Consider the following 20,215-nt stretch of genomic DNA (forward strand, 5'->3'; position numbering starts at 1 on the left):
AGTGCTCGTGCCTCGTATGGCCCACTATGTCAGCAGAGATAGGGGCCCGTGATGGAAGCCGACTGCCCGCGGTTGTCGGTCGAAAGTTTCCTCCAGGAACCTGGGCCGATCATTGATGTGCGCAGCCCAGGAGAATTTGGCCAAGGCCACATTCCCGGGGCCCGCAACCTGGCGCTCTTCTCTGATGAGGAAAGGGCCCTGGTGGGCACCGCTTACAAGCAGCAGGGCCGAGCAGCGGCTGTGGGACTCGGGCTGGAGTTGGTGGGCCCGAAATTGGCCGAGCTCGGCAGAGCCCTTGCCGGCCATCAGTCTGACCCGGACCAAAGCCAGGAAGCCCTGCGGATCCACTGCTGGCGGGGTGGCATGCGATCAGCCAGCGTTGCCTGGCTGGCGGGGGTTGGGGACCAACCCTGCCTATTGCTTGAGGGGGGTTACAAGGCCTATCGACAATGGGTTTTGGCGAGCTTGGAGCAACCCAGGCGACTGCTTTTGCTCAGTGGCCGGACCGGCACGGGCAAAACCGATCTTCTATTGGCCCTGAGGGACCAGGGCCAGCAGGTGTTGGACCTCGAGGGACTGGCGAACCACCGCGGCAGCAGCTTTGGCGGGCTGGGTCAGGCGCCCCAGCCAAGCAATGAGCACTTCGAAAACGAATTGGCCTCCGTGCTCGATGGCTGTCGAGATGACAGCTGGATCTGGGTTGAGGCGGAGAGCGCCCAGGTGGGGCGATGCCGGATCCCAACCGCCATCTGGCGCCAAATGCAACAGGCCCCAACCATTGAAATCCAGCGGCCCATGGTCGAACGATTGGAGCGGCTAGTGGCCGTTTACGGCCCCCACGACCGGGGCGAACTTGCGGAGGCAACCGAGCGCATTTCCAGGCGCCTGGGCCCCCAGCGAACGGCCATCGCCCTTGGGGCCATCGCCACGGGCAACCTGCAGGAAGCCTGTGGGCAGATGCTCGATTACTACGACCGCTGCTACGACCACGAACTGGCCCGCCGCCAGCAGCCGGCCCTGGCCAGCCTCGATCTGGCCGGTCTTGACGACCAAGAAGCTTCTAAACAACTACTGGCGCAGGCCCTTGTCGCAACCAGCCACCTTTAAGATCATTTTTTGATCCGGTTGCTATGGGCGCTGCCATTCAGTTCTTCCAAGGGGTGGATGAACCGGTCGTGCCCGACATCCGCATGACCCGCTCGCGGGACGGCCGCACCGGCCAAGCGATCTTTGTTTTTGAGCAGCCTGAGGCCCTAGCCCCAGAAGCAATGGGGGATATCGGCGGCATGTACATGCTTGATGAGGAGGGCCAGATGGTGACGAGGGAGGTCAACGCCCGGTTTGTCAACGGCAAGGCTGCGGCCCTAGAGGCCACCTATACCTGGAAGACAAGCGCAGATTTCGAGCGCTTCATGCGTTTTGCCCAGCGCTACGCCGAAAGTCACGATCTCGGCTTCGCCGGCAAGGAGGAAGAGGCCGAACAGGAAGGGGGCCAGGAGCCCGAAGGGGACTGATCCTTTGAAATTCGGCCAATGGCTAGGGATTCTTGCCTTGGTGGCAGCCGCCACCTTGCTCTGGAGCCTGCGCCAAAGCCTGATCATCCTGTTTGCCGCCGTAGTGGTGGCCATAGCCCTTTGCACCCTGGTCAATTGGGTGCGCCAAAGGCTTGGCTGTGGCCGCCCAGTGGCCCTGGCCCTAGGGCTCGGACTGATCCTGCTGGCGGCATTGCTAATTGCCACGGTGGTGATCCCTCCTTTTGTGGGGGAATTCAGCCAACTCCTGGCCAAGCTGCCTGATGCCGCAGCCACCCTGGCGCAACTACTGCGCACCGGCCTAAGCAATGTCGGTCAGATGATCTATGGCCAGGGAGATGGAAATCTCAGCTGGCTTAGGGACCGGTTCGGCAATGTAGAGCTTGGCAAAATCAATTTCGGCGGCCAGGACGCTGGCCGAACCAATTGGCTGGCCAGCCTGATGGGTCTCCTGGGCCTGGCAAGTGGCCTGGGTGGCGCCGTATTGCAAGGTCTGTTCGTGGCCGCGGTTGGCCTAATGGTCGCCATTCAGCCAACCCCCTATAGGGAGGTGGTCGTACTGCTGGCTCCATCCTTTTACCGACGCCGGCTGCGCCAGGTATTGATCCTCTGCGGTGATGCCCTCAGTGCCTGGATGGTGGGGGTGCTGATCAGCTCCCTTTGCGTGGGCACGCTGGCGGCCATTGGCCTAAGCCTGCTGGGGGTGAAGCTGGTGGCAGCCAATGCCGTGCTGGCCGGCCTGCTCAACATCATTCCCAACATCGGCCCCACCCTGAGCACGGTCTTCCCCATGGCCGTCGCCCTGTTAGACGCGCCCTGGAAGTCGTTGGCCGTGTTGCTGCTTTACATAACCGTCCAAAACCTGGAGAGCTATGTAATTACCCCATCCGTGATGCACCACCAGTTGAGGTTGCTGCCGGGCCTAACCCTGGCTGCCCAACTGCTTTTCACCGTGATCTTTGGCCCCCTGGGTCTGTTGCTGGCCCTACCGATGGCCGTATGCCTGCAGGTGATTGTGCGGGAGGTGCTAATCCGTGATGTGCTGGATCCCTGGAAAAGGATGCGCCCGACATGAACAACAGGGCTCTGCTTGGCCTGCTGGCGCTTGTGGTGCTGGGCCTGCTGGCCTGGGAACTGCGCTGGGTGCTGCTGGTTTTGTATGGGGCGGTGGTTCTTGCGGTGGCCCTGGATGTGCCAATCACCCTGTTGCGTCGAATCCTGCCCCTGAATCGACCGGCCGCCCTGGTAAGCGTGATCGTGGCGATCGTGGTTGTTGGGGGTTGGCTGGGACGGCTGCTAATTCCTGAGCTTCTCGATCAAATCAACCAGCTTTCGATCCTGATCCCGGTGCTGTCTCAGCGAATAGTGGCGATGGCCAGCCATGTGAACTGGCTGCCCTCAATAGAAAACCAGTTGCTTCAACCCGGACTACTGGAAAAATTACAGCCGGTGGGCAGCCAGCTGCTGGGCCTGGCGGGCGGGGCCGCAAACACAAGCATTCAGTTGCTATTGATGGTCTTACTTGCCCTGCTGTTGGCATTAGATCCTCGCAATCATCAAAACCTCCTAATTGCGATCACCCCAAAGCTCTGGAGATATAAGACCAAGGAAGTGCTTGGGGAGTGCCGCGTAGCCCTGGGTGGCTGGCTAGCCGGCATGACAATTTCGGCGGCAAGCGTCTTCCTACTTACCTGGGCAGGCCTGTCGCTTTTAAAGATACCCCTGGCCCTACTGAGCGCCTTGGCCTGTGGTCTGCTCACCTTTGTGCCCACCATTGGCCCTACGGTGGCCACCTTGCTACCCCTTGCGGTGGCTCTGCTGGTATCACCAACAGCCCTAGTTCAGGTATTGATTCTAAGGCTGATCATTCAGAATGTTGAAGCATTCCTAATCACGCCAATACTGCTAAGCCGCACGGTTAACCTGCTGCCCACTGTTGCCCTGATGGCCCAGTTGTGCCTAGGGGCCCTACTGGGGCTGCCGGGGGTGCTGCTTGCCCTGCCCCTGGTAGTTGTCTTACAGGTAATATGCGAAGAAGTGATCGTCAAGGAGCTAATGGATCGCTGGGCCTGATCAACTAGCGATATCGACGTATTAACGACGGCATTAACACCAGCACAGCAATGGCCAAAGGATGGGTTGCAATTCCCGTTGCCAAGCTAGTAAATGTGAAGTGATCTAGTAGCAGCACCAACTCGACTCGTAAATCAAGAATTGCCAGAACCGCCAAAAAAAATGGCAGCCAGCGAAGTGGCTGATTCAATTGCGGGGCCTAGAAAGCACTGGCAAAAGTGTGGGGGCAACACCGATACTTGACCAACTGCCCACGGCAATACCTATGGTCAGCGCCACCGCAAACCAGAAGAGACTAGCGCCGCCAAATAATATCAAGCCCAGCAGGGGTAAAATGGTGGTCAGAGATGTGTACAAGGATCTGGTGAGGGTTGCATCAACAGCCACATCCACCTGTTCAACTAGCGGCAAATCGGCAAGGGTTGTGCGCTGTTCACGGATCCGGTCAAAAACCACAACTGTGTCAGTTACCGAATAGCCAGCAACCGTAATTAGGGAAACGGCAAAAAGGGAATCCACTTCCACACCGGCTAATAAGCCAAGCCAGGCAAAGGCTCCACAGGTAAGCAAAACATCGTGGCCAAGGGTGAAAAGGGCCAGGAAGGCAAAGACACCGTTGTAGCGAAAAGTGATATAAACGGCGATGGCGGCAAAGCTCACCAAAAGGGAAAGAACGCTGCCCTGCAGTAATTGTTGGCCAAGGGTTGGCCCGATCGTGTCCACAGAAATGCCATTTGGATCAAGGGGACCCACAATTTTTGGCATCTGCTGCACCAGGGCTGCCGTCTGGATGGGGCCCAGATCCTGGAGCCTCATGACTAGGGAGTGGCCCTGATCAAGTACCTGAACCACCGCATTGGCCAGGTTTGGGGCCGGCTGGCCGTCCTGGGCGGGCAGGCTCAACTGGGCAAGGGCCGCCTGGATCTCAGGGGCACTGATCCCAGAGCAGGCTTGCTGGTCACAGACCCGTTCCAGCTGGATCTGGGTGCCGCCGGTGAAATCAAGGCCAGGCTTGAGGGGCGCCTGAATAGATGGGTTTAACCAGCAGAGGACCAGGCCGACCACACTCAAAATGGCGGCCACACCGGAACCCCACCAGGCCGTATGCCGGTGGCGACTGATCCGAAAACGGGGCTGAGAAGGGGTGGAAGCTGAAGAAATCATCCGGCTGCTTTGACGGGCAATTGGTTGGCGGGTAGGAAATAGTTGGGCTGGCGCAAAGCGCCGTAGCTGAGCAACAGTCGCAGGATTGTGCGGGTGCAGGTGAGGGCGGTGAACAGGCTCAGCAGCAGACCGATTGCCAGGGTTACGGCAAAGCCCTTAACCAGGCCAGTGCCCAGGGCAAATAGGGCCACGCAGCTGATCAGGCCCGTCACATGGCCATCAATGATCGAAGAGAAGGCCAGGGAAAAGCCGGTGTCCATTGAGCGAATCAGGGTGTTGCCCGAGCGCAATTCCTCCTTGACCCGCTCAAAGATCAAAACATTCGCATCCACTGCCATGCCGATTGAGAGGATGAATCCCGCGATCCCCGGCAGGGTGAGGGTGACTGGAATCAGTGAGTAGATGGCCAGGTTGAACAGGGCGTAGAGGCTCAAGGCGATCACCGCCACCACCCCAGGCAGGCGGTACACAACCACCATGAACAGGGCCACTAGGGCCAAGCCAGAAAGGGCCGCCACCAGGCTGCGGCGCACGTTTTCAGTGCCCAGGGTTGCCCCAATGGTGCGCTGTTCGATCACCCGCACCGGTAGGGGCAAGGAGCCACCCTTGAGCTGAACCTCCAGATCCCGGGCCTCCTCTGAGCTGAAATTGCCCGTAATGCTGGCGGCACCTCCGGTAATTCCTGCCACCTGGAATTGGGGCCCCACGCTGGCCTCACTGATTGAGCGTCCATCCAAAACGATGCCGAGCAAACGGTTGCTACCGGCAATCGACTTAGTTAGTTCTGCGAACTTTTCGCCGCCCTCACGGTTGAAAGTCAGGGTCACATCCCAGCCGTTGCCAGTTTGCTGCTGCTGCCGGCCCGCACCCACCAAATCCTTGCCGGTGAGCTGGGAGGGCTCATAGAGGCCAACGATCTTAGTGTTAACCGTTGCCAGCAACAGCTCCAGTTGATCGGTTTCACTGCTGCCTGGGGGCACGGCAATGCCCAGGGCCTTCAGGGCGTCCGCCAGTTCCTCTGCCTTGATTTTCGTGTCGGGCGATGGATCTTCACTGGCCACCTTGATCCGGGCAGCAGTGGCCTGGCGCTTGAGTTTCAACAGGCCCTGCATTTCCGCATCGGTGCCAGCTTTTTGGGCCCGAAATTCAAGTAGGGCAGTGGTGCCAAGCACCTTGGCAGCCCTACTGGGGTCCTGCTCGCCTGGCAGTTGCAGGATCAGCTGGTCATTGCCAACGGTTTGCAGAGTTGATTCGGATACCCCGAGTCCATTAATGCGCCGATCCAAAACCTCCTTTACGGATTCCAGCTGTTCCTTTTCCACCTTCTTGATCGCCCCACTGGGGAGCACCTGGAGGGTGAGCTGGCTTCCACCTTGGAGATCCAGGCCCAAGGGCGGCGGCACATTTAGGACCAGGGCTCCTGCCGCAATCGCCAGGGCCAAAATCAGGGCAAACCACCCCTGCTGACGTGCCATCTCAGATCTGGCCTGTGTGGAGTGCCTTGGCAGCTTCCACGATTTGGTGGGGCTGAATGATCGTCAGGTTCTCCAGGGTGCCGTTGTAAGGGGTGGGGATGTCCTGGGAAGAGAGCCGGATCGGGCGGGCGTCTAGGTCGTCGAAGCAATGCTCCGTAATCAGGGCAATTAATTCGGCTCCAATGCCACCGGTCTTCATGCATTCCTCCACCACAATCACCTTGTGGGTCTTACGGATCGACCTGGCAACGGTCTCCATGTCGAAGGGCTTGAGGCTGATCAAATCGATCAGCTCCACATCGACACCCTCCTGCTCCAGTTGCTGCACTGCCTTTAAACAGTGCTGGCGCATGCGCGAGTAGGTCAAAACCGTAACGTCCTTGCCCTCCCTGACCACCTCAGCCTGATCAAGGGCACAGATGTAATCACCTTCAGGGATTTCCTCCGAGAGGTTGTAGAGGAGCACGTGCTCAAAGAAGAGCACGGGGTTGTTGTCGCGAATCGCCGCCTTCATCAGGCCCTTGGCGTTGGTGGGCGTACTCACCGCCACAATCTTGATGCCCGGAACCGCGTGGAAATAGGCCTCTAGCCGCTGGCTGTGTTCCGCACCGAGCTGGCGCCCCACACCCCCGGGTCCCCGAACCACGGTGGGGATCGTGTAATTGCCGCCACTGGTGTAACGGAGCATCCCCATGTTGTTGGAGATCTGGTTGAAGGCCAGGAGCAGGAAGCCCATGTTCATGCCCTCGACGATTGGGCGCAGCCCCGTCATGGCGGCACCTACCGCCATGCCCGTAAAGCCGTTCTCGGCAATCGGGGTGTCGAGCACCCGCAGCTCGCCATATTTTTCGTAGAGGTCCTTGGTCACCTTGTAGGAGCCGCCGTATTGGCCGACGTCCTCTCCCATCACACATACGTGGGGATCGCGGGCCATTTCCTCGTCGATGGCGTCGCGCAGGGCGTTGAACAGCAGCGTCTCTGCCACGAGTTGGCTTGAACCGGTTGGGGTCAACCTATCTCAGCCACTCACACCCCTGGCAAGCGAGGGGCTAGGCCGATTCTTCGGCCTTAATCGGCAACAGGCTGCGGATGAAGACTAAAAACAGGCCGATGGCGATGAAGCCAAAACTAAAGGTGGCAAGGAAACACATGCCCACAGCCAGGGTTTTGATGGCAGTGGCAATGCTTTGGGCGAAGGCGGCCGCAAAAACCGGCGGATGCAGGGCGTAATGGGCCACAACCCGCTGGCTCAACCCCAGACAAAGCCAGCCCAGCAAAGCTGCCGTGATCGAGCCGGAAAGAAAACTGAGGGGCCCCTTGCGGGGCGGCCCAGCCTCCTGGGGGGCAGGTGGGTTTTGATCAGTATTCATATCTGCCATCAGATCAGGCTGACACCCACCGGGTTAAAAGAGCAGCACCAGGCCTCAAATCCTGCCGTCTCAAGGGCATTCGCCAAGAGGCCGTGGGCGGCCGTCGCCTGGCCCAGGTCAGCAAAGAGGGCAAAACAACTCGGCCCCGAACCGCTCATCGCCACGGTCAGGGGTGAGGAAAGCTGGGGGTTTGCTGTTTGGGAGCCATTAGATAGCTGGGCCAACAACGCCAGGGCACCGCGGACACTCTCCACCTCCGGCTCCACCAGTTGCTGCAAATCATTTCGCAGCCTGGGGGGGCAGCGCCCCTCGGCCAATTGGGCCAGTAGGGGGTTCTGGCGCAGGGCATCGCGGCGCTGGGCAAATTCCTGCTCTTCGCTCAGGTAGAAGTCGCCGCGCAGCTCCCTGCTGCGGCCGTAGGCCCAGGGGGTACTGACGTGGGCCTCGGGCTGCTTGATCAACAGCACGGCCAAGGTGTCTGCGGCAGCAGGCAGCACGGGCTCAAGCAATTCACCCCGGCCAAAACAAAGCTGAGTGCCGCCTGCCATGCAAAAGGGCATGTCTGAGCCAAGTTCTGCGGCCATGGCCGTCAGCTCTGGAGCCTCAAATCCCAGGCCCCAGAGCCGATTCAGGCCGAGCAGGGCGGCCGCCCCATTGCTCGACCCCCCGGCCAGGCCAGCACCGATCGGAATGCGTTTATCCAGCTGAATATGGGCGCCCAGTTCGGGGAAACCAGAGCGGGCCCTTAGCAACTCCCCCGCCCGCACAACCAGGTTGCTGGCATCGGTGGGCAGGTCAGGGCGGCTGCACTCCAACTGGATCTGGCCGTCCGCCGTGGTTTTGAACCTGAGGGTGTCGGCCAAATCAATGGTCTGCATGACCATCGCCAACTCGTGGAAGCCATCGCTGCGCTGGCCCAACACCTCGAGATGGAGGTTGATTTTGGCGGGGGAAGAAACCGTCAGCTGGGCCATGGCGCCGCTCTATCCCAGGTCGGAAGTGCTGTGATTCAAGCCGGCCGCCAGGGCCACCCACTGGGAGGGGGTCAGCTCCTGGGGCCGTTGCTGCAGGCTTACACCAGCTTCAGATACCAGGGCCTCCAGCCGGGCTTCTGGCTGAAGGCCCGCGAGGGTATTGCGCAGCATCTTGCGACGGGCCAGGAAGCAGCGCTTAAGCAGTTGTTCGACGGTGCGAGCTAGTGCTGGGGCCAGCCGTTGATCAGCCGGTAGGGGATCGATGGCAATCACCTCTGACATCACCTTGGGGGGTGGCTGAAAGCAGCGAGGCGGCACGGGGCAGATGCTCTGGCAATGGCCCAGCAATTGCATCCGCACACTCAGGGCTGAATAGTTGCTGCTGCCCGGCATGCAGCGAATTCGCTCCCCCACCTCCTGTTGGACCAGCAGCACCAGCCTTTGATAGGGCCGCTCCACGGGTCGATCCAACCGACCCACCAGCCGCTCCAATAGGGGGCCAGTGATGTTGTACGGGATGTTGGCCACCACCTTGGTGGCCTGCGGCAGCGGCACCGCCAACACGTCGCCCTCCGTAAGGCTGAAGCGGGGCTCCCCCCCAAATCGCCCGCTCAGGCCGACCACGAGATCCCGGTCCAGCTCCACCGCCGCCACCGCAGCAGCCGGGGATTCCAGCAGTTTTTCCGTGAGGGCGCCCCTGCCAGGCCCCACCTCTAAAACCCGATCCCCAGCACCTAGCTGGGCAGCAGCCACAATCGCCCTGAGCACACCTTGATCCACCAACCAGTGCTGGCCGAAACGTTTGCGGGCGCGGTGTGCGGCAAAGCCCATGGCTGTTAACTTCTCGCCCCAGATTGCCTGGCGAAGTAACTAATGTCCCCAGCGGATCCAACGCACTGGCCTTCTTACCGGTGGAAGGGGCACCAGGGCCACCACCAGTTCCAGGGTGCTGTGTTGCCAGTGGGGATGCTCCGCCAGCCAACAACTAAAGGCCCTCTCCAGGCGCTTGCGCTTGAGAACATTGATGGCAGCCAATCCCCAGCCATCTCGGCCACTGCTGCTGCGACCCTTCACCTCCACCAAAAGCAACCGACCAGCCTTATGGAGCAGTAGGTCGATTTCCCCCCAGCGGCAGTGCCAGTTGCGATCGAGCATTTGCCAGCCGTTTTGACGCAGGAGCCCCAGGGCCCGCTGCTCGGCCCAACCACCGCCAATTTTTGGGGGCAAGGCCATCGGAAAATTGCCGCTAGCCCATGGTTCCCACGGGGAAGGTTCGTAGGCTGGGGTTTGTTGCACAGCCGCCATGGCCCGCCGCCACCGCCCTGTTTGGGGGCTGCTTTGTGCCCTATGCCTGCTTCTCTCAGGCGCTTTTGCCCAGCCCGCCTACGCGGCCATGGACGTGGCCAAGCAGGTATTAATTGGGGCCGATTTCAGCGGCCAGGAGCTGAGGGGAGCCACCTTCAATCTCACGAACCTGAGGGATGCAACCTTTGCCGGTTCTGACCTGCAGGGGGCAAGCCTCTTTGGCGCGAAATTGCAGGATGCGGACCTAAGCAACACAAACCTGAAGGAGGCCACCCTCGATTCAGCGATCTTCGATGGCACCAACCTCACCAATGCCGTGCTCGAAGACGCCTTTGCGTTCAACACCAAATTCAAGAATGTAGTGATCGAGGGCGCCGATTTCACCAATGTGCCCCTGCGCGCCGATGCCCTGAAAACCCTGTGCGCCAGTGCCCATGGCAGCAATTCAGTGACAGGTCGCAGCACCCGCGACACCCTTGGGTGTAGTTGAGCGGAGTGTGCCATGAGCTTTGACGCCCACAGCCTGGAGCGGCTTAAGGAGCTGGGCCGCAGCCTGCCTAAAGCCCTGCCTACACCTGTCAAAAACAGCGACATCCCCAGCCAGTCTGCTGCAGGCACCAAGGCCAGTGAGAGGCGCCATCGGGTCGAAACCGAAGAGGACCCGGATGCCCTTTTTCGCGAATTGATGCAGGTAAGCCCCGATGGAACGGTGCCCCCCCATCTGCTGGAAAGACTCAAAAAGGCCGAGGGGCAGCGGGCCACCGCAGTGGCTCCTCCCCAAGCAGCTCTCCCGAATAAAGCTGCTTCAGGGAAGTCCCCCACCAACACGGGGAAACCCAAGCGGGCCCCTGGCATGGGGGACGCCGAGCTTTACACCGTTTTTCAGCAATTGCTACTCGAAGACGATGACCTAGGAGAAAGCTCCTAGGTTGGTTTTTGACTAGTCAGTGTCCATGGCCATTCGCATCGGTATCAACGGTTTTGGTCGCATCGGCCGCCTCGCTTTTCGCCGGGCCTGCAGCCTGGGCGAAGTTGAGGTGGTGGGGATCAATGACCTGATCGATGTGGAGTACCTGGCCTACATGCTCTGCTACGACTCAACCCATGGCCGATTCCAGGGTGATGTACGCATAGAAAACGGCCAGCTGGTGGTCAACGGCAAGAGCATCCGCATTACGGCCGAGCGCGATCCCAACCAGCTCAAGTGGGGGGAGATTGGCGCCGATTACGTGCTGGAAAGCACCGGCTTTTTTCTAAGTGATGAAAGTGCCCGTGCCCACATCAACGCCGGCGCCAAAAGGGTCGTAATGAGCGCCCCCTCCAAGGACGAAACGCCGATGTTTGTGATGGGGGTCAACCACAGCAGCTATGCCGGCCAAGACGTGGTCTCAAATGCCAGCTGCACCACCAACTGCCTGGCCCTGATGGCCAAGGTTCTCAACGACAATTTCGGCATCGTCAACGGCCTGATGACCACGGTGCATGCCACCACAGCCACCCAGAAGGCCGTCGACAGCCCCTCGGCCAAGGACTTGCGCGGTGGCCGCGGTGCTGGCCAGAACATCATCCCCAGCTCCACCGGCGCCGCCAAGGCGGTTGGCAGGGTGATCCCTGAACTCAACGGCAAACTGACCGGGATGTCCTTCCGGGTGCCCACCCCCGACGTTTCGGTGGTGGATCTGACGGTGAACCTGGAGAGGCCGGCCAGCTACGAGCAGATCAAGGCCGCCATGCGGGCAGCGGCTGAGGGGCCCATGGCCGGCATCCTTGGCTACACCGAAGACGAAGTGGTCAGCAGCGATTTCCTCGGTGAGAGCTGCACCTCGGTTTTCGATGCCGGCGCCGGCCTTGCCCTCACCGACACCTTCGTGAAGGTGGTCGCCTGGTACGACAACGAATGGGGTTACAGCTGCAAGTGCCTTGACCTGATGCTCCACATGGCGACGGTTGTCTGAGACAGGTGTGGCACAGGTAAGGGTGTCGCTCCTTGCCCCGTGGGTCCAAAAGCCATCCTTACCTTCAGCAGCCAGGGCTCCCAGCCGCCCCTAAACCTGCTGCTCCCTGCCGGCCGGCCCCAGGATGTGGCTGCCTGGCTGGCAGCCACCATCGCCTGCGAAGGCCTGCTGCCAAGTGAGATCAGGGGGCAGGCATGCGGTATCGACTGCAGTTATCAATACCGCCTGGAGCAGAAAGCCAACGGCATCAGCCTTGAGTGCTGGCGGCGCTACCCCAATTCAAGTAACTGGCAGCGCCGCTGTGGGCCAATGCAGCTCGAACAATTCATCCAGCGCTTTCAGCCAACCTGCGCCGCTCACCATGCATCCAGCTGATCCAATCGGCGGAAATCTGCTTGGGGCAAACCGCTTCACATTCGAGCTGGCTACTGCAACTTCCAAAACCTTCCTTCAACATCTGCCGCTGCATCGCTTCAGCCCTGGTCGCGCGCTCAGGTTGCCCCTGGGGAAGCTGGGCCAGGTGGGCCAGCTTGGCGGCCACAAACAGGCTGGCGGATGCGTTGCGGCAACTTGCTACGCATGCGCCACAGCCGATGCATGTGGCGGTTTCAAAGGCTGAACTGGCCTGCTGGCGGCCCACCAATAGGGCATTGGCATCTGGGGCACTGCCGGTATTTACTGAGCAAAAACCACCTGCCTCGATCAGATGATCAAGGGCGCCTCGATCCACGGCCAGGTCTTGGATCAAGGGGAATGCCTTCGCCTGCCAAGGTGCAAGGGTGAGGGTGTCGCCGTCCTTGAAACGGCGCAGATAGAGCTGGCAAACGGTGGTAGCCGCCTGGGGACCATGGGCCTGACCATTGACCAGGAAGCCGCAGCTGCCGCAAATTCCCTCGCGGCAATCGTGCTCAAAAAGCACCGGCCGCTCGCCCGACACGATTAATTGCTCATTGAGTAGGTCTAGAGCTTCAAGCAGGGAGAGATCTGCCGAGACCTGCTCCAGCCGATAGTTGACGTAGCTGCCAGGCAGGTCAGCCCTTTCCTGACGCCAAATCCGCAGGTTTAGGGAGAGCGGATTACTCATCGGTAGTTGCGGGTGCTGGGCTGGAGCTGGCTGAAGGCAAGGGGCTCCTGGTGCCTGATTGGATCAGCGCCCTGCCGATATTCCCAGGCCGCAATGTGGGCAAAGTTTTTGTCGTCGCGGACGGCCTCACCTTCCGGGCTCTGGTGCTCCTCCCGGAAGTGGGCCCCGCAGGATTCCTCCCGGGCCAGGGCATCCCGGAGCATCAACTGGGCCAGACCAAAGAAATCACTGAGCCGTAGGGCCTTCTCCAGCTCCGCATTGGGCTCCAGCGCCTCGCCTGGCACCCGAACTTCCCGCTGAAAACGCCCTTCCAAATCGGCCACTGCCACCAGAGCGGCCCGTAGGCCAGCGGCGCTGCGACTAATACCGCAGTGTTCCAGCATTAAATGGCCCAGCTCACGGTGGAAGCTGTCGACGGGCCTATCGCCAGCCACGGCCAGCAAACCATTTATACGCAGCCCAGCCCTGTCCATCGCCTCCCGGCAGGCCTCCTGGAGCGGGGAATCCCCCTGGCCCAGGGCACCGGCCTCGGCCAGCCAGGCCGTGACGGTTGCTGGCGCAATGAAGTAGCCATCGGCCAAACCCTGCATCAGGGCACTGGCTCCAAGCCGATTGGCGCCATGCTCCGAAAAATTGGCCTCACCGAGTACAAACAACCCCGGAATCGAGCTCATTAGGTGATAGTCCACCCACAGGCCTCCCATCGTGTAATGGGGTGCGGGATATATCCGCATCGGTGATCGCATCGGATCGTCACCTGTGATCCGCTGATACATCTCAAATAGGTTGCCGTAACGCGCCCCAATCACCCCTGAACCCTGGCTTTGGATGGCGTCGTTGAAATCTAGATACACGGATCGGCCACCGGGACCCACCCCACGGCCGCCATTGCAGAGCTCCCTGGCCCGTCTCGAGGCCACATCCCGGGGCACCATGTTGCCGTAGCTGGGGTATTGACGCTCTAGGAAGTAGTCCCTTTCTGCCTCGGGAATCTGGTCGGCCTGGCGGCAATCCCCAGGGGTGAGCGGCAACCAGACCCGGCCATCGTTGCGCAGGCTTTCACTCATCAAGGTGAGCTTGCTTTGGTAGGCATCACCACTGGGAATGCAGGTGGGATGGATTTGGGTAAAACAGGGATTGGCAAACAATGCCCCCTGCTGGTGGGCGCGCCAAATCGCACTGGCATTGGACTTCAGGGCATTGGTTGAGAGGTAATAGACGTTTGTATAACCACCACTGGCCAACAACACAGCGTTGGCGGTGTAGCTCTCAAGCGCTCCCGTTAGCAGGTTGCGGCAGACCACGCCGCGGGCGACCCCATCAACCTTGACCAGCTCCAGCATGTCGCGCCGGGTTAGCAACTCCACCCGCCCTGCTGCCACCTGGCGCATCAGGGCCTGGTAAGCCCCATAGAGCAATTGCTGGCCGGTTTGACCCCGGGCATAAAAGGTGCGACTGACCAGCGCACCGCCGAAGTTGCGGTTGGCCAAGGTGCCGCCGTACTCCCGGGCGAAGGGCACTCCCTGGGCCACACATTGGTCAATGATTGAGCCGCTGATCTCGGCCAGGCGATAACAACCTGCCTCCCGGGCCCGAAAGTCGCCGCCCTTGACCGTGTCGGCAAAAAGGCGCTCCACGCTGTCGCCATCGTTGGCGTAGTTCTTGGCGGCATTGATCCCCCCCTGGGCTGCCACCGAATGGGCCCGGCGGGGACTGTCGTGGAAGGTGACCAGCTGCACCTGGTAGCCCTGTTCGGCCAGGGTGGCCGCCGCCGCTGATCCGGCCAGGCCACTGCCAACCACCAGGATCCGCAATTTGCGCTTGCGCAGCGGACTGATCAGGGGCAGGCCAGCCCGGGTGCGGCGCCAGGCCGTGGCCAGGGGGCCATCGGGAATGCGGGGATCGGGCAGGCCACTCATCCCAGCCACCCCGCGGCCCTTCCGCTTAGCAACACCGGCACCAGGGCGAAACCACCACCCACCAGCAGGGCCACCAGCCTCGATCCGAGGCGAATCGCCTGGGCATTAGCGGGATCCAGCAGGCCCAGGCTGCGGTGGGCCGCTTCGCCGCCATGGAAGAGGTGAAACCCCGCCGCCAATCCGGCCAGGCCATAAAGCAGCAGGCTCCAGGGGGTACTGAGCACCTCGAGCAGCCTGGCCAACTCCAGGCCTGCCGGCGGCCTGGGCCAACGCAGCTGCCAGAGGTGCACCGCCATGAACAGCAGCAGAATCCCAGCGCTAAGGGGCAGGCTGCGGGCCGCCAGGGCGCCCCAGCCATCGGGCCGCCGACTGACCAACTGGGCACGGTTGCCCGCCCGACGGTTGGCCATCACCTTCACGGCCGTCAGCGTTAGGTGGCCCAATAGGGCAGCCGTCAGCAGGCCCTCTGCGGGCAGCAACCAGGGGCTTTGGTGCAGCGAGGTGGCATAGGCCTCAAATGCCGTCGGTTGCAGCAGGGCCAGGCTTACCCCGGCCAGATGTAGCAATAAAAACAGCACCAGGAACAACCCCGAGCGGGCAATCCAAGGCGCAACAGCTGATGGGATCACTACAAATCGAGCTATCAAGCTGGAGCCAGATAGCCATTATCGCCTAACTTCCTGGCCATGACAGGCAATCTTCAAGCCATCGGCTTTCTATTCAGCTGGGTGCTGGGCTGGGGCATTGGCGGCTCCTTGATCGATGCCGGCCTGATCAACGCCGGGATCTATTCCCTGGAAACCGGCCAGCTCGGCACCCTCACCACCTTCGTGATCTGGACGCTGGCTTGGGGCGCCGGCGGCTTCGCCCTCTATCGCCGCTTCACGGGTGGCAGCGACACCACACCAGAATAGTTCAAATGAACTAGCGTCGGTTTGCGTTGGTGCTGGGCAGCGGTGTGAACGACGGGGTGGACCGAGAGGGTGAAGAAGCAATGGGCATTGACCTGAACCAGGAATTGGTGCGCCACCGACAGGCCACCGTGCTGCTGCGGGTCAGCGGTGATTCGATGCAGGGGGCCGGCATCCGTAGCGGCGACTGGCTGCTCGTAGACAGGGCCCTGGCCGCCCACCACGGCCACATCGTGGTGGCCCTACTGGCAGATGGTTTCACCTTGAAACGCCTGGTCCAAAGGGGCGAAAACTGGCTGCTGGTGGCCGCCAATCCCGCCTATCGAGATCTCCCCCTGACGGGCCGCGATGACGCACGGCTCTGGGGCGTCGCGACCCAGCGCATCCACAGTTTCTGAGGTTGGGATGGAGCCAAATCACCGCGGGCCCAGGCCAGTTGCCGTAGCCCTGATCGATGGCAACAACTTTTACGCCTCCTGTGAAGCAGTGGTTGACCCCAGCGTGCTGGGAAGGCCCTTGGTGGTGCTTTCCAACAACGATGGCTGCATTGTTTCCCGCAGTCGCGAAGCCCGCTCCCTGGGCATCGCCATGGGGGTTCCCTACTTCCAAGTGAAGCGGAGTCTCGAGTGCCAGGGCGTATTGGTGCGCAGCTCCAACTACGCCCTCTACGCCGACATGAGCCAGCGGCTGATGGCCACCCTGGAGCGGTGGGTGGAGGAGCTGGAGATCTATTCGATCGATGAGGCCTTCGGCCAACTGCACCGCCCCCAGGGCGATGGTGATCTCAGCCAATGGGCCCTGCAGCTGCGCCATGCGGTGCAATGCCAACTCGGCCTACCGGTGGCGGTGGGGGTGGCCTCCACCAAGGTGCTGGCCAAGCTGGCCAACAAGCTCGCCAAGGGGAACCAGGTCCACGGAGGAATCCTTGACCTTGGGGCCATCGACGATCCCGACCCCTATCTAGAGGCGGTAGCCATCGAAGACGTGTGGGGGATCGGCCGCAAACTCTCTCGCTGGTGCCGGTTGAGGGGCGTTGCCGACGCCAGGGCCCTGCGCGACATGGCCAGCGGCGAATTACGGCACAAATGTGGGGTAGTGGGGCTGCGTCTGCAACAGGAGCTGCGGGGCGTGGCCTGTCTGCCACTCACGGTGCTGCCAGCCGCCAAAAGGGAAACCTGCGTGAGCCGCAGCTTTGGCCAGCCAATCCGCGAGCTGGGCCAGCTCAGGGAGGCGATCGCCACCTACCTGGCCCGGGCGGCAGAGAAGTTGCGCCAGCAACGCCAATGCACCGGCATGGTCACGGTGTTTGTACGCAGTAGCCCGTTCAATGGCACGAGCTTCTATAGCCGGGCTGCCACGGTGGGCCTGGCCGTGCCCAGCAACGACACCGCCGTGTTGCTGGCGGCAGCGCTGCCCCTGGCCGAGCAGCTCTTCCACCCCCACAAACCGCTGCAAAAAGCTGGGGTGCTGATGCAGCAGCTGGTGGGAGATGGGTTGTTGCAGCACCACCTGCTGGTCTCCTTATCGCCTGAACAACAACGCAAACGGGAGGTTTTGATGGCCACGGTCGATGGCCTTAACCACCGCTATGGCCAGGGATCGGTGCAATGGGCGGCCTGTGGTCTCAACGCCCCCTGGCGCATGGGCCGATCCCGCCTTTCCAGGGCTGCCACCACCAAGCTCGAGGCCATTCCCACCGCCAGGGCCTAGCTGGATAGGGGGCTCAAGCGAGGGCCTGCTCGATCATCTCTGCGGTCACAGGGATGGTCTCCAACTCATCGGCGTTGTCTAGAAAAGCCTCAAAGGATTCATAACGCCTGATGCAGGGGGAAGCACCCGGGGCAGCGCAGGCTTCAGCCCAGGTGCCAGCCTCAGGCTTGACGGCCAAGTAGCCAGCAAGGGCTTCCTCAAGATCGCCGCCATCGCCGATGCCTTCTCCGTGCCAGAGCACCTCAAAAAAGGCCACAATTAAAGCTGATCAATAGAACCAAATGGTAGCCAGCAACGGGCGTTAAACCGCCCGCAGAAATACGGTTCTCCGTGCCCAGCGACACATCCCAAGCGCATAGATCGCGGTCAAGCTGGTGCTGTTGAAGTTGATATCCATGCGCGACGTTGTTTTTGATTTACACAGTGAGGAGCCGGGTCAGCTGAGGGCCTCCGCCCAGTTAATGGCTTCCACCCAGTTAATTGTGGCTGCCACATATCCCAGGATTGAAATCGAAGCGGCATCCCTCGAAGAACTGCAGGAAGAAGCCCGCGATGCCCTGATGCACCAACTGGGTGCCGCTTCAAACGCCTACAGGGTGCGACTAAACCGCAAAAGTCACTCGCCCCGCAGGTCGCCAGCCGCAGCCTGCACCACCTCTGCATAGCCGGCCCGGCGTCGGGCATCCAATTCCTCGAGGTAACGCCGTTCTTTGTAATAGAGCTCCTGAAAGCGCAGGGCGTCGCCATTTAGCTCTGCAAAGAGTCCTTCGATGCGGTTCTCCATGTCGCTCACCGGTGCCAGGCCGGATGGGGCTGCATGGGCCTCCTGCTTCTCGGTTTCCAGTAGCCGGGCGATGCAGCGCTCCAGGGTTTCCAAGCGCTGGCTGCTCCAGGCATCAAGCAGGTGGCGACATCGTTTCAGGCTGCGCTGGCGCTCTAAGGCCGCCGTGGCCCCCCGCAACTGCAGCAGGGGCTGGCTCAAGGCCATGCGCTGCAGCTCATTGGGTTCCAAAAGGGGCGTCAGACGGCTGAGCAGGGCGCTCTGCTCCACCAGCAATTGGTCGCTGAGCAGGTTGGGGAGATCCAGGTCCGCCAGCTCGTCACCGGGATCGCCACCCCGGTTGATCGCCTCAATGCGACCTGGGCCAAGGTTGTCCTCCTCAAGGCCACTGATCGCCGCCCAGAGCAAGCGGTGGTGCTGGAGGGCAAAATCCTCCACATCCCGTTGGCGCAATTCCCGGCGAATCGCAGGGCGATGGCTGGGGCAGTGCAAATAAAGCCGGAGCAGTTCAGCTTCAGCCCGCTCCCGCAGGCCGGCTTCTCCAGGCTGTTCCCATTTTTGAGAGCGGCCATGCCACCTCTGGCCCTTGACCTGTTGACGCAGGTCATCTTCGAGCTGCAGGGCCATGCGGGCCTGGCCGCCGGATAGGCGTTCCGCCACCCGCTGCAGGTAGTGGCTGCGAACGGCGCTCTGGGGCAGCTTGCCAAGCAGCACCACCAAGCTGGATACGGCCTGCTGAAACTGATCGGCCTTAGCCAAATCACGATCGGCCAGCACCTGCTCGATCTGCCAATCCAGCCACAGCGGCGCCTGATCCAGTAGGGAGCGGTAATCACCAGCGCCGTGGTCCTTGAGGAATTCATCGGGATCCTTTCCCGATGGCAAATGGAGCACCCTCAGCTCCAATTGGCCCTGTAAGGCCAGCTGTTCCACCTCGCCAATGGCCCGCTGGGCCGCCCGCACCCCGGCCCCATCACTGTCGAAATTGAGGATCAGCCTTCGACCTTCGCAGCAACGGCAGAGCTGGGTGATCTGCTGGCTACTGAGGGCAGTGCCCAGGGAGGCCACGGCATTGGTAATGCCGGCGGCGTGCAGGGCAATCACATCGAAATAGCCCTCCACCACCACGGCCCGATCGTCCTTGCGAATCGCACTGGCGGCCCGTTCCAGGCCGAATAGGTTCTTACCCTTTTCAAATACCTCGGTCTCGGGGGAATTGAGGTATTTAGGCTCACCGCCATCGAGGCTGCGGCCGCCAAAACCAATCACCCGGCCCTGGCGGTCCCTGATCGGCACCATCACCCGGTGCCGAAAACGGTCGTAAAAACCCTGGCTGGTCTCACCGGAGCGGGCCTTACGGGGCACCGCCAGACCCGCCGCCTCCAGGAGCTCAGGTCCCAAGCTGTGCACCTGCTGCAGATGGTTGAGCAGGCCATCCCACTGGTCGGGGGCGTAGCCCAACTCAAAGGCCTCCAGGGTTGCTTCGCTCAGACCTCGGGCCTCCCGCAGGTAGGCCAGGGCACCGGCCCCCTCCGGACTGCGCAGCTGGCCCCGAAACCAACCTGCCGCCAGGGTCAGAACCCTGTGCAGCTGCTCCCGTCGGGAGAGTTGCTTGCGCAGCCGTTCCTGCTGGGGGCCATCGAGGGTTTCGATCGGCAGTTGGTACTTGCGGGCCAGCTCCAGCACCACGTCGCTGAAGCTGTTGCGCTGAAGCTCCATCAAAAACTTGATGGAGTTGCCGCCGGCACCACAGGAAAAGCAGTAGTAGAACTGCTTGGCCGGAGAAACCGTCATTGACGGTGAGGTGTCGTCGTGGAAGGGGCAAATCCCGACGTACTCCCGTCCCTTTTTCTTGAGCACCACGTGCTCGCCCACCACATCAACGATGTCAGCACGTTCCTTGACGGCCTCAATCGTGCGGGGGTGGAGACGGGGCAAGCTCAAAGGCGATCAACCAAGCGA

24 protein-coding genes are annotated in these 20,215 nt (G+C 61.3%); 12 read left to right on the top strand and 12 right to left on the bottom strand.

Annotated elements, in window-relative coordinates; genetic code table 11:
• The first annotated feature begins 51 nt into the window (after positions 1 to 51).
• The 4 genes from mnmH to KBY49_RS03375 are packed head-to-tail and all read left to right on the top strand — an operon-like array spanning position 52 to position 3,605.
• Positions 52 to 1,107 carry a tRNA 2-selenouridine(34) synthase MnmH gene (gene mnmH / locus KBY49_RS03360; protein WP_254933340.1) on the top strand — a complete coding sequence of 352 codons (1,056 nt, stop codon included), beginning with the start codon at positions 52 to 54 and terminating at the stop codon, positions 1,105 to 1,107.
• Between the two features lie 23 nt (positions 1,108 to 1,130).
• On the top strand, positions 1,131 to 1,514 hold the full coding sequence (gene psb28, locus KBY49_RS03365) for a photosystem II reaction center protein Psb28 (protein WP_254933341.1): 384 nt from the start codon (positions 1,131 to 1,133) through the stop codon (positions 1,512 to 1,514).
• Positions 1,515 to 1,518: 4 nt separating this feature from the next.
• On the top strand, positions 1,519 to 2,607 hold the full coding sequence (locus KBY49_RS03370) for an AI-2E family transporter (protein ID WP_254933342.1): 1,089 nt from the start codon (positions 1,519 to 1,521) through the stop codon (positions 2,605 to 2,607).
• Complete coding sequence (locus KBY49_RS03375; protein ID WP_254933343.1) at positions 2,604 to 3,605, top strand: AI-2E family transporter; 1,002 nt, start codon at positions 2,604 to 2,606, stop codon at positions 3,603 to 3,605. Before KBY49_RS03370 ends, KBY49_RS03375 begins: the two co-directional genes overlap by 4 nt.
• A gap of 186 nt (positions 3,606 to 3,791) precedes the next feature.
• On the opposite strand, the gene secF is transcribed toward KBY49_RS03375, so the two are convergent.
• The 7 genes from secF to KBY49_RS03410 form a co-directional block, all read right to left on the bottom strand.
• On the bottom strand, positions 3,792 to 4,769 hold the full coding sequence (secF, locus tag KBY49_RS03380) for a protein translocase subunit SecF (RefSeq protein ID WP_254933344.1): 978 nt from the start codon (positions 4,767 to 4,769) through the stop codon (positions 3,792 to 3,794).
• Positions 4,766 to 6,244, bottom strand: a complete 1,479-nt coding sequence (gene secD, locus KBY49_RS03385) for a protein translocase subunit SecD (RefSeq protein ID WP_254933345.1) — start codon at positions 6,242 to 6,244, stop codon at positions 4,766 to 4,768. Before secD ends, secF begins: the two co-directional genes overlap by 4 nt.
• A gap of 1 nt (position 6,245) precedes the next feature.
• Positions 6,246 to 7,229, bottom strand: coding sequence for a pyruvate dehydrogenase complex E1 component subunit beta (locus KBY49_RS03390; RefSeq protein WP_254933346.1), 984 nt, complete (start codon positions 7,227 to 7,229; stop codon positions 6,246 to 6,248).
• Between the two features lie 64 nt (positions 7,230 to 7,293).
• Positions 7,294 to 7,623: a DUF3082 domain-containing protein gene (locus KBY49_RS03395; RefSeq protein ID WP_254933347.1), complete on the bottom strand. Its 330-nt coding sequence runs from the start codon at positions 7,621 to 7,623 to the stop codon at positions 7,294 to 7,296.
• Positions 7,623 to 8,588, bottom strand: coding sequence for a 4-(cytidine 5'-diphospho)-2-C-methyl-D-erythritol kinase (gene ispE, locus KBY49_RS03400; protein WP_254933348.1), 966 nt, complete (start codon positions 8,586 to 8,588; stop codon positions 7,623 to 7,625). The genes KBY49_RS03395 and ispE overlap by 1 nt, the downstream gene beginning before the upstream one ends.
• 9 nt (positions 8,589 to 8,597) lie before the next feature.
• Positions 8,598 to 9,419: a 16S rRNA (adenine(1518)-N(6)/adenine(1519)-N(6))-dimethyltransferase RsmA gene (rsmA, locus tag KBY49_RS03405; RefSeq protein WP_254933349.1), complete on the bottom strand. Its 822-nt coding sequence runs from the start codon at positions 9,417 to 9,419 to the stop codon at positions 8,598 to 8,600.
• Positions 9,420 to 9,458: 39 nt separating this feature from the next.
• Positions 9,459 to 9,821: a YraN family protein gene (locus tag KBY49_RS03410; RefSeq protein WP_254933350.1), complete on the bottom strand. Its 363-nt coding sequence runs from the start codon at positions 9,819 to 9,821 to the stop codon at positions 9,459 to 9,461.
• Positions 9,822 to 9,891: 70 nt separating this feature from the next.
• On the opposite strand from KBY49_RS03410, the gene KBY49_RS03415 reads away from it, so the two are divergent.
• From KBY49_RS03415 to KBY49_RS03430, 4 genes are read left to right on the top strand one after another with little or no spacing between them, the layout of a single operon-like run.
• Positions 9,892 to 10,383: a pentapeptide repeat-containing protein gene (locus KBY49_RS03415; RefSeq protein ID WP_254933351.1), complete on the top strand. Its 492-nt coding sequence runs from the start codon at positions 9,892 to 9,894 to the stop codon at positions 10,381 to 10,383.
• Positions 10,384 to 10,395: 12 nt separating this feature from the next.
• Positions 10,396 to 10,821, top strand: coding sequence for a hypothetical protein (locus KBY49_RS03420; RefSeq protein ID WP_254933352.1), 426 nt, complete (start codon positions 10,396 to 10,398; stop codon positions 10,819 to 10,821).
• Positions 10,822 to 10,846: 25 nt separating this feature from the next.
• Positions 10,847 to 11,848 (top strand): type I glyceraldehyde-3-phosphate dehydrogenase, encoded by a 1,002-nt coding sequence (gene gap / locus KBY49_RS03425; RefSeq protein WP_254933353.1) that lies wholly within the window; start codon positions 10,847 to 10,849, stop codon positions 11,846 to 11,848.
• A 39-nt stretch (positions 11,849 to 11,887) separates the two neighbouring features.
• Positions 11,888 to 12,223, top strand: coding sequence for a hypothetical protein (locus KBY49_RS03430; RefSeq protein WP_254933354.1), 336 nt, complete (start codon positions 11,888 to 11,890; stop codon positions 12,221 to 12,223).
• Here the strand turns inward: KBY49_RS03430 and KBY49_RS03435 are convergent.
• Genes KBY49_RS03435 through KBY49_RS03445 form a run of 3 tightly spaced genes read right to left on the bottom strand, consistent with a single transcriptional unit; the run spans position 12,174 to position 15,480 of the window.
• A complete protein-coding gene (locus KBY49_RS03435; RefSeq protein ID WP_254933355.1) occupies positions 12,174 to 12,932 on the bottom strand; it encodes a succinate dehydrogenase/fumarate reductase iron-sulfur subunit in 759 nt (252 codons plus the stop codon). The two genes, KBY49_RS03430 and KBY49_RS03435, sit on opposite strands and share 50 nt — an antisense overlap.
• Positions 12,929 to 14,851, bottom strand: coding sequence for a fumarate reductase/succinate dehydrogenase flavoprotein subunit (locus KBY49_RS03440; protein ID WP_254933356.1), 1,923 nt, complete (start codon positions 14,849 to 14,851; stop codon positions 12,929 to 12,931). The genes KBY49_RS03435 and KBY49_RS03440 overlap by 4 nt, the downstream gene beginning before the upstream one ends.
• Positions 14,848 to 15,480, bottom strand: a complete 633-nt coding sequence (locus tag KBY49_RS03445) for a succinate dehydrogenase (RefSeq protein WP_254933357.1) — start codon at positions 15,478 to 15,480, stop codon at positions 14,848 to 14,850. The genes KBY49_RS03440 and KBY49_RS03445 overlap by 4 nt, the downstream gene beginning before the upstream one ends.
• A 57-nt stretch (positions 15,481 to 15,537) precedes the next feature.
• Here KBY49_RS03445 and KBY49_RS03450 point away from each other — a divergent pair, with 57 nt between their 5' ends.
• From KBY49_RS03450 to KBY49_RS03460, 3 genes are read left to right on the top strand one after another with little or no spacing between them, the layout of a single operon-like run.
• On the top strand, positions 15,538 to 15,765 hold the full coding sequence (locus KBY49_RS03450) for a hypothetical protein (protein ID WP_254933358.1): 228 nt from the start codon (positions 15,538 to 15,540) through the stop codon (positions 15,763 to 15,765).
• Between the two features lie 29 nt (positions 15,766 to 15,794).
• Positions 15,795 to 16,160 carry a S24 family peptidase gene (locus KBY49_RS03455; RefSeq protein WP_254934001.1) on the top strand — a complete coding sequence of 122 codons (366 nt, stop codon included), beginning with the start codon at positions 15,795 to 15,797 and terminating at the stop codon, positions 16,158 to 16,160.
• A 7-nt stretch (positions 16,161 to 16,167) separates the two neighbouring features.
• Complete coding sequence (locus tag KBY49_RS03460) at positions 16,168 to 17,472, top strand: Y-family DNA polymerase (protein ID WP_254933359.1); 1,305 nt, start codon at positions 16,168 to 16,170, stop codon at positions 17,470 to 17,472.
• A gap of 13 nt (positions 17,473 to 17,485) precedes the next feature.
• Here the strand turns inward: KBY49_RS03460 and KBY49_RS03465 are convergent, their stop codons facing one another.
• A complete protein-coding gene (locus KBY49_RS03465) occupies positions 17,486 to 17,731 on the bottom strand; it encodes a hypothetical protein (protein WP_254934002.1) in 246 nt (81 codons plus the stop codon).
• 136 nt (positions 17,732 to 17,867) lie between these two features.
• On the opposite strand from KBY49_RS03465, the gene KBY49_RS03470 reads away from it, so the two are divergent.
• Complete coding sequence (locus KBY49_RS03470; RefSeq protein ID WP_254933360.1) at positions 17,868 to 18,137, top strand: hypothetical protein; 270 nt, start codon at positions 17,868 to 17,870, stop codon at positions 18,135 to 18,137.
• Here KBY49_RS03470 and dnaG read toward each other — a convergent pair.
• Positions 18,089 to 20,197 carry a DNA primase gene (gene dnaG, locus KBY49_RS03475; protein ID WP_254933361.1) on the bottom strand — a complete coding sequence of 703 codons (2,109 nt, stop codon included), beginning with the start codon at positions 20,195 to 20,197 and terminating at the stop codon, positions 18,089 to 18,091. The genes KBY49_RS03470 and dnaG overlap by 49 nt on opposite strands.
• Positions 20,198 to 20,215: the final 18 nt, after the last annotated feature.

Origin of the sequence: Cyanobium sp. WAJ14-Wanaka (assembly GCF_024345375.1) — a bacterium.
GTDB lineage: Bacteria > Cyanobacteriota > Cyanobacteriia > PCC-6307 > Cyanobiaceae > Cyanobium_A.